Annotated in this window: 1 protein-coding gene; it reads left to right on the top strand. The window is 65.1% G+C overall.

Going from position 1 to position 842, the window contains the following annotated elements:
- The coding region (locus DBR24_RS34440; protein ID WP_256591981.1) for a condensation domain-containing protein at window positions 1–842 on the top strand (842 nt) is incomplete at both ends.

The raw sequence follows: 842 nt of genomic DNA, 5'->3' as shown, positions 1-842 counted from the left end.
GCTGTTCAGCCAGCCGACCCTCGCCGCGCTGGCCGCCGCCGTGGGCAGCGGCCGCGAAGTCGAAGTGCCGGCCAACCTGATTCCGAGCGGATGCACGCACATCACCCCGCAGATGCTGACGTTGCTGCAACTGGATCAGCCGAGCATCGAGCGGGTGGTCGCGACGGTGCCGGGTGGCGCGGCCAACGTGCAGGATATTTACCCGTTGGCGCCGCTGCAGGAAGGCATTCTTTATCACCACTTGAGCGCCGCGCAGGGCGATCCGTACCTGCTGCAATCGCGCCTTGCATTCGACAGCCTCGAACGCTTGCAAGCCTTCGCCGCCGCGCTGCGTCAGGTCATGGCCCGTCACGACATCCTGCGCAGCGGGGTGGTCTGGGAGGGCTTGGCGACGCCGGTGCAAGTGGTCTGGCGTGAGGCGCAACTGCCGGTGCAGGAGGTCATCCTCGACCCGGCGGCCGGCGATGTTCTGGCGCAGTTGTACGAGCGTTTCGACGCGCGGCATTACCGCATCGAGCTCAGTCAGGCACCGTTGATTCGTCTGGTCCATGCGCAAGACCCGGCCAATGATCGGGTGGTCGCGATGCTGCTGTTCCATCACATCGCCATGGACCACACGGCGCTGGCCGTGGTGCAGGAAGAAATGCAGGTGATCCTTTTCGGCCACGGCCAGCCACCGCTGCCGGCGGTGCCATACCGCAACTACGTGGCGCAGACGCGCCTGGGCATCAGTGAGCAGGAACATGAAGCGTTCTTCCGCACGATGCTCGGTGACATTGACGAGCCGACGCTGCCGTTCGGTCTGCTTGACGTACACGGCGACGGCAGTGACATCGAAGAAG

Source organism: Pseudomonas sp. HMWF006, from assembly GCF_003061205.1.
Lineage (GTDB): Bacteria > Pseudomonadota > Gammaproteobacteria > Pseudomonadales > Pseudomonadaceae > Aquipseudomonas > Aquipseudomonas monsensis.
Note: the sequence above shows the minus strand (reverse complement) of the source record. Positions and strands in the feature narration are given on the sequence as shown.